Origin of the sequence: Clavibacter lycopersici (assembly GCF_003576405.1) — a bacterium.
Lineage (GTDB): Bacteria > Actinomycetota > Actinomycetes > Actinomycetales > Microbacteriaceae > Clavibacter > Clavibacter lycopersici.
The window spans coordinates 1-6,420 of sequence record NZ_QWGT01000161.1 but is presented as its reverse complement, the minus strand read 5'-3'; the positions used below and the strand labels follow the sequence as shown (position 1 = coordinate 6,420).

The window sequence follows — 6,420 nt, the reverse complement described above, 5'->3', positions numbered from 1 at the left end:
GTCGGCGACCGCGGCGGACTGGTCTCCGGCGGGCAGGCGCAGCGCATCGCCCTCGCGCGGGCCCTGCTCGCCGACTTCCCGGTGCTGGTGCTCGACGAGCCGACCGCGGACGTGGACGCCGACCGGGCCCGCGCCGTGCTGCGCGACGTGCTCACCGCCGCCCGCGACCGCGGTCGCGGCGTGCTCCTGCTCACGCACACGGACGTGCCGGACGACCTCGTCGACCGCACGGTGGAGCTGCGGGTCGCGGCGGACGGGATCCGGATGGGCTGAGGCGCCCTCCTCAGCCCGCGGGCAGCTCGCGCCGCAGCGCGTCCAGTCGGGTGCGCCAGGCGCGCACCCGGCCGGGCTCGGCAGCGGTGGCCGGCCCGTCGATCCAGCCGCGCACCAGCCGGATCCCGTGCAGAGCGCTCACCGCCCACACCTCGCGCCCGTCGAGATCGGCGGGCCGGGCGCGCTCGTGCAGCACGTCCACGCCGAGGGCCGTGGCCAGCGCGACGATGCTGCGCTCGGTGACGCTCGGGATCCGCGGCACGTCGCCCTCGACCACCGCCAGGGCATCGCCGTGCCACCACAGGATCGCGCTGTACGCGCCCTCCACGATCGTGCCGTCGTCGGCGAGGATCACGGCCTCGCCCGCGCCGTGCCGGGCGGCCCGGCTGCGCAGGGCGCCGAGCGCGTGCAGGTCGGGTCCCTTCACGCGCGGCATGGTGCGCGGATCCGGCCCGTCGTGGTCGCGGAGCACGACCGACGCCGTGCGCTCCGGCGCGGGGCGGACGATGAGGCGCGCGACGTCGCCGTCGGGTCCCCGGAGCGCCTCCACGCGCGGGAACCAGGCGCCGTCGCGGGGGAGGGCGGCGACCGCGGCGTCGAGGAAGGCGGCGGGATCCGGCACCGCGGCGGACCGCAGGCGCAGCGAGGCGAGGAACCGCTGGCGGTGGACGTCGAGCGCGAGGACGCGCCCTGCGTCGACGAGGAAGGAGTCGGCGGCGAGCACCCGGTGCCCGGCCGGTCGCGTCTCCTCGGCCCCTCCACCGGCGGGATCCGCGGCGCCCGGCGCCCAGCCGGACGCGGTCCACCGGAGGATCGTCTCGGAACTCATACCCTTGAGGCTAGGCGGCCGCCGGGGGCGCTCACGACACCGGGAGGCCGAGCATGCACGAGCCCGACGCGCGCGCCGCGCGGCCGGTCGTCGGCCGACGGCTGGGCCGATGGCACGATCCGCAGGACGTCTTCCTCGCGCTCTTCGCGGACGGGTCGGCGGGCGACGTCGCCTGGCTCGACGACTCGGCGGGGGAGGGCTGGAGCTACCTCGCGGCGTCCGCCGGCACCGTCTCGGAGTGGCCGCGGGGCGTGTTCGCGGGGCTCGCCGATCTGCTGCCCGCGGCACCGGCCGTGGGGGACGCCGGGCCGCCCGCAGCGTCCGACGACGCCCTCCCTGCCGGCCTCGCGTTCCGGCTGGGGCTCGTGGGCTGGATCCCGTACGACGCCTGGACGGAGGCCGTCCCGCTGCACCACGCCCCGCCGTCCGCGTCCGGACCCGCCGACGCGCCGGCCGCCGGCCCCGTCCCGGCCGCCGCGCTCCGCGTCGACCGCCTCCTCGCCTTCGACCACGCGGCCGGGGAGGTCTGGGCCGTGGCCCGCGCGGGGGATCCGTGGCCGCACGCCGTCGAGGAGCAGCTCGCCGACGTCGTCCGGCCGGGCGCCGCTCCCGTGGCGCAGGACGGCACCGATGCCCACGGCGACGCCGCCCCCGCCTGGCGCCACGACGACGCCGCCTACCTCGACCTCATCCGCTCCTGCCAGGAGTCCATCCGCGCCGGCGACGCCTACCAGCTGTGCCTCACCAACAGCGCGGTCGTCCCCGGCACCGTCGACCCCGTGCGCGTGCACCTCGCGCTGCGCGCCCTGAGCCCGACCCACCACGGCGCCTTCCTGCGCGCGGGCGGGACGGTGCTCGTGAGCGCGTCGCCCGAGCGGTTCGTCGAGGTCGACGCGCACCGCACGCTCCGCACGCTGCCGATCAAGGGCACGCGCCCACGGCACGCGGATCCTGCCGCCGACGCCCGGGCGCGCGCGGAGCTCCTCGCGAGCGAGAAGGAGCGCGCGGAGAACGTCATGATCGTCGACCTCATGCGCAACGACCTCAGCCGCGTGTGCGTGCTGGGGTCCGTCCGCGTCACGAGCCTCTTCGCCGTGGAGGCCTACGCGCAGGTGCACCAGCTCGTCAGCCGCGTCGAGGGCGAGCTCGCCCCGGGGATCTCGGCCGTCGACGCCGTGCGGGCCCTGTTCCCGGCCGGATCCATGACGGGCGCCCCGAAGTCCGCGGCCGTCGGCATCCTGCAGGCGCTCGAGCGCGGGCCGCGCGGCGTCTACGCGGGCGCGTTCGGCTGGTTCGGCGACGACGGCCGCGTCGACCTCGCCATGGTGATCCGCTCCGTCGTCGTGACGGACGGGCGCGCCACGGTCGGCGCCGGCGGCGGGATCACGGCGCTCTCCGTCCCCGAGGAGGAGCTGGAGGAGGTCCGCGTGAAGGCCGCACCGCTCCTGGCCGCGGTCCGCGCGGGCCGCCTTCCGTCATCGCCACGCCGCCCCGACGCGCCGCATCCGTCCCTCCCCAGGGCGCGCCGCGACGCGTGAAGGGCGCACCTTCCACGGGTTCGGGAGCGACCCGGCCGGTTCACTAGTCTTGTCGAGGCCTTCACGGCCGCGACCCCCGCACCGAATCGAGAGCGCCCTTGGCACACGAGACCCCCGACACCCCCGGCGAGACCTACGACTTCCGCGCCATCGAGGCCGAGTGGTCGGAGGTCTGGGAGCGCGAGCAGCCGTTCCGCACGCCGGAAGCGAGCGACAGCCGCCCCCGCAAGTACATCCTCGACATGTTCCCGTACCCCTCGGGCGACCTCCACATGGGTCACGCCGAGGCCTTCGCGCTCGGCGACGCGGTGGCGCGCTACTGGCGCCAGCAGGGCTTCAACGTCCTGCACCCCATCGGCTGGGACTCCTTCGGCCTGCCCGCCGAGAACGCGGCCATCAAGCGCGGGGTCGACCCGCGCGAGTGGACCTACGCCAACATCGACCAGCAGAAGCGCTCCATGAAGCGCTACGGCCTCTCCTTCGACTGGGAGCGCGAGCTCCACACGAGCGACCCCGAGTACTACAAATGGAACCAGTGGCTGTTCCTCAAGATGCACGAGAAGGGCCTCGCCTACCGCAAGGACAGCTGGGTCAACTGGGATCCGGTGGACCAGACCGTGCTGGCGAACGAGCAGGTCCTGCCGGACGGCACGTCCGACCGCTCGGGCGCCGTGGTCGTGAAGAAGAAGCTCACGCAGTGGTACCTGCGCATCACCGACTACGCCGACCGCCTCATCGACGACCTCAACCAGCTCGAGGGCACGTGGCCGGCCAAGGTCCTCAGCATGCAGCGCAACTGGATCGGCCGCTCGATCGGCGCGGAGGTCGACTTCGTCGTCGAGGGCCGCGACGAGCCCGTCACGGTCTTCACCACCCGTCCGGACACGCTGCACGGCGCCACCTTCATGGTCGTCGCGCCCGACAGCGACCTGGCGGCGGAGCTCGTCGAGGGCGCGTCCGAGGAGATCCGCGCGGACTTCCGCGGCTACCTCGAGCGCACGCAGCGCCTCAACGAGATCGAGCGCTCCACGACCGACCGCCCGAAGACCGGCATCCCGCTCGGCCGCACGGCGATCAACCCGGTCAACGGCGAGCGGATCCCCGTCTGGGCCGCCGACTACGTGCTCGCCGACTACGGCACCGGGGCGGTCATGGCCGTGCCCGCGCACGACCAGCGCGACCTCGACTTCGCGCGTGCGTTCGACCTGCCGGTGCGCGTGGTGGTCGACACCACGCAGCCCGTCACGGGCGCCATCCGCATCATCCCGGAGGACGGCGAGCTGCCCGACCTCGAGGAGGTCCTGCCCGGCCGCACGGGCGTCGCGCTGCCCGGCGAGGGCCGCCTCATCAACTCCGGATCGCTGAACGGCCTGAGCAAGCAGCCGGCCATCAAGCGCGTCATCGAGCAGCTGGAGGCGGAGGGCCGCGGCCGCGCCGCGAAGAGCTACCGGCTGCGCGACTGGCTCATCTCGCGCCAGCGCTTCTGGGGCACGCCCATCCCCATCGTGTACGACGCTGACGGCACCGAGATCCGCGTGCCGGAGGACCAGCTGCCCGTGCGCCTGCCGGACACCGCGGGCCTCGACCTCACGCCCAAGGGCAAGTCGCCGCTCGCCGCCGCCACCGAGTGGTCGAACGTGCCGAGCCCCGTCGATGGCAGCCCGGCCACGCGCGACCCCGACACCATGGACACGTTCATGGACAGCTCCTGGTACTGGCTGCGCTTCCTGTCGCCGAACGACGACACGAAGGCGTTCGACCCGGCCGACGCCGACCGCTGGGCGCCCATCGACCAGTACGTGGGCGGCGTGGAGCACGCGATCCTGCACCTGCTGTACTCGCGCTTCATCACCAAGGTCCTGTTCGACCTCGGCTACGTCACCTTCACCGAGCCGTTCAGCGCGCTGCTCAACCAGGGCATGGTGCTCTCCGGCGGCAGCAAGATGTCGAAGAGCAAGGGCGGGGTCGACCTCGGGAGCGAGATGGACCAGCACGGCGTCGACGCCATCCGCCTGACCATGGCCTTCGCCGGCCCGCCCGAGGACGACATCGACTGGGAGGACGTCTCCCCGTCCGGCTCCGCGAAGTTCCTGGCGCGCGCCTGGCGGCTCACGGGCGACATCACGAGCGCGCCCGAGGTCGAGTGGAAGACGGGCGACGAGGCGCTCCGCCGCGTCACCCACCGCTTCCTCGCCGAGGCGCCGGGCATGCTCGAGGCGTTCAAGTTCAACGTCGTCATCGCGCGCACGATGGAGCTCGTCAACGCCATCCGCAAGACCATCGACCAGGGACCAGGCGGCGGGGACGCGGCCGTGCGCGAGGCGACGGAGGTCGTCGCCGTAGCGCTCAGCCTGTTCGCGCCGTACACCGCGGAGGACATGTGGAAGCGCCTCGGCCGCGAGGGCTCCGTGGCGTTCGCGGGCTGGCGCAAGCCCGAGCGCAACCTGCTCGTGCAGAGCACGGTCACGGCCGTGGTCCAGGTCGACGGCAAGGTGCGCGACAAGCTCGAGGTCGACGCGAAGATCGGCGCCGACGAGCTCGAGGCGCTGGCGCGCGAGACCGCGGGGGTCAAGAGGTCGACCGCGGGTCGCGCCATCGACAAGGTCATCGTCCGCGCGCCCAAGATCGTGAGCATCACCACCACGCCCGCTCCCTGAGGGGCGGTCCACGCGCCCACGGCGCGATGACGCGAGGGCGGTCCGGCGACGGGCCGCCCTCGCTCCATCCCAGGGTGGATCCGGGCGGGCGATCCCCAGACCTCGGCTCGGACGACCGGCGTCCGCGCGCGCCGTCTACCGTGCCCGCATGCGCCCCCTCCACCGTCCCCGTCCCGGACCCGACGCCGGCGAGCAGCCGGGATGGGCGGGCGGGGGATGGCCGGCCGATGCGGCGTGGCCGTCGGATGCCGACCCGGACCCGCGCGCGCCGCGTGCGGACGACCCGTACGGCGACGACGGCGCCGTGGTGCGCGAGCCCGACGATCCCGCCGGCGCGGATCCGCTGCCCGGGCGAGGGGTCCGCGTGCGGCTCCGCGTCGGCATCGGCGCGGCGGTCGTGCTGGTCGGCGCGGCCCTCGTCGTGACGATCCTCGTCACCGCCGTCCAGCAGGCGGGCGGGGCGTCCGCGTCTGCGCCCGCGGCATCACGTCCCAGCGCCGCAGCCCACGGCACGCGCGCGGACGACGACGCACCGGACGGCTCCGACGACGGCGACGGGGCCGCGGATCCCGCGGGAGCGTCATCGGACGCCACGTCCGACACCGCCGGCACAAGCGGGAGCGGAGGATCCCCTGACGGCGCGCGCACGCCCATCTACGTGCACGTCGTCGGCGCGGTCGTCTCCCCGGGCCTGTTCCCGCTGGCGCCGGGGAGCCGCGTCGTCGACGCCCTCGCCGCCGCGCACGGCTTCGCCGACGGCGCGGACACCGCGGGCGTCAACCTCGCGCGCGTCCTGTCCGACGGCGAGCAGCTCGTCGTCCCGCGCCAGGGGGACGCGCCGGCCTCGCCCGCGACGTCCGGGACCGCCGGTGCCGCGGGAGGGGGCGCGAGCCCGTCGGCACCGGTCGACATCAACACGGCCACGGCCGAGCAGCTGGAGACGCTCCCGCGCGTGGGACCCTCCCTCGCCGCGCGCATCATCGCCTGGCGATCCGCGCACGGGCGCTTCACGCGCGTCGCCGACCTCGGCCGCGTGCCGGGCATCGGCGACCGCACGCTCGCGTCCCTGACGCCGCTGGTCCGGGTGTGACGCGGGCGTCCGCGGCCGACGGCGGCCGGCGTC

The 6,420-nt window shown here is 75.0% G+C and carries 5 protein-coding genes; 4 read left to right on the top strand and 1 reads right to left on the bottom strand.

Going from position 1 to position 6,420, the window contains the following annotated elements; translation table 11 throughout:
• On the top strand, positions 1-273 hold a 273-nt coding region (locus DZG00_RS10840; protein WP_119455612.1), incomplete at its 5' end, for an ATP-binding cassette domain-containing protein.
• A gap of 10 nt (positions 274-283) precedes the next feature.
• Here DZG00_RS10840 and DZG00_RS10835 read toward each other — a convergent pair.
• Positions 284-1,102, bottom strand: a complete 819-nt coding sequence (locus DZG00_RS10835) for an aminotransferase class IV (RefSeq protein WP_119455611.1) — start codon at positions 1,100-1,102, stop codon at positions 284-286.
• A gap of 53 nt (positions 1,103-1,155) precedes the next feature.
• On the opposite strand from DZG00_RS10835, the gene DZG00_RS10830 reads away from it, so the two are divergent.
• The 3 genes from DZG00_RS10830 (at position 1,156) to DZG00_RS10820 (ending at position 6,387) form a co-directional block, all read left to right on the top strand.
• Positions 1,156-2,640: an anthranilate synthase component I family protein gene (locus tag DZG00_RS10830; protein ID WP_119383105.1), complete on the top strand. Its 1,485-nt coding sequence runs from the start codon at positions 1,156-1,158 to the stop codon at positions 2,638-2,640.
• Positions 2,641-2,738: 98 nt separating this feature from the next.
• The gene (gene leuS, locus DZG00_RS10825; protein WP_119455610.1) at positions 2,739-5,297 is read left to right on the top strand and encodes a leucine--tRNA ligase; all 2,559 of its coding nucleotides are present in this window, start codon (positions 2,739-2,741) and stop codon (positions 5,295-5,297) included.
• Positions 5,298-5,445: 148 nt separating this feature from the next.
• Entirely contained in the window at positions 5,446-6,387 is a 942-nt protein-coding gene (locus DZG00_RS10820) for a ComEA family DNA-binding protein (RefSeq protein WP_233550121.1), read from the top strand.
• Positions 6,388-6,420: the final 33 nt, after the last annotated feature.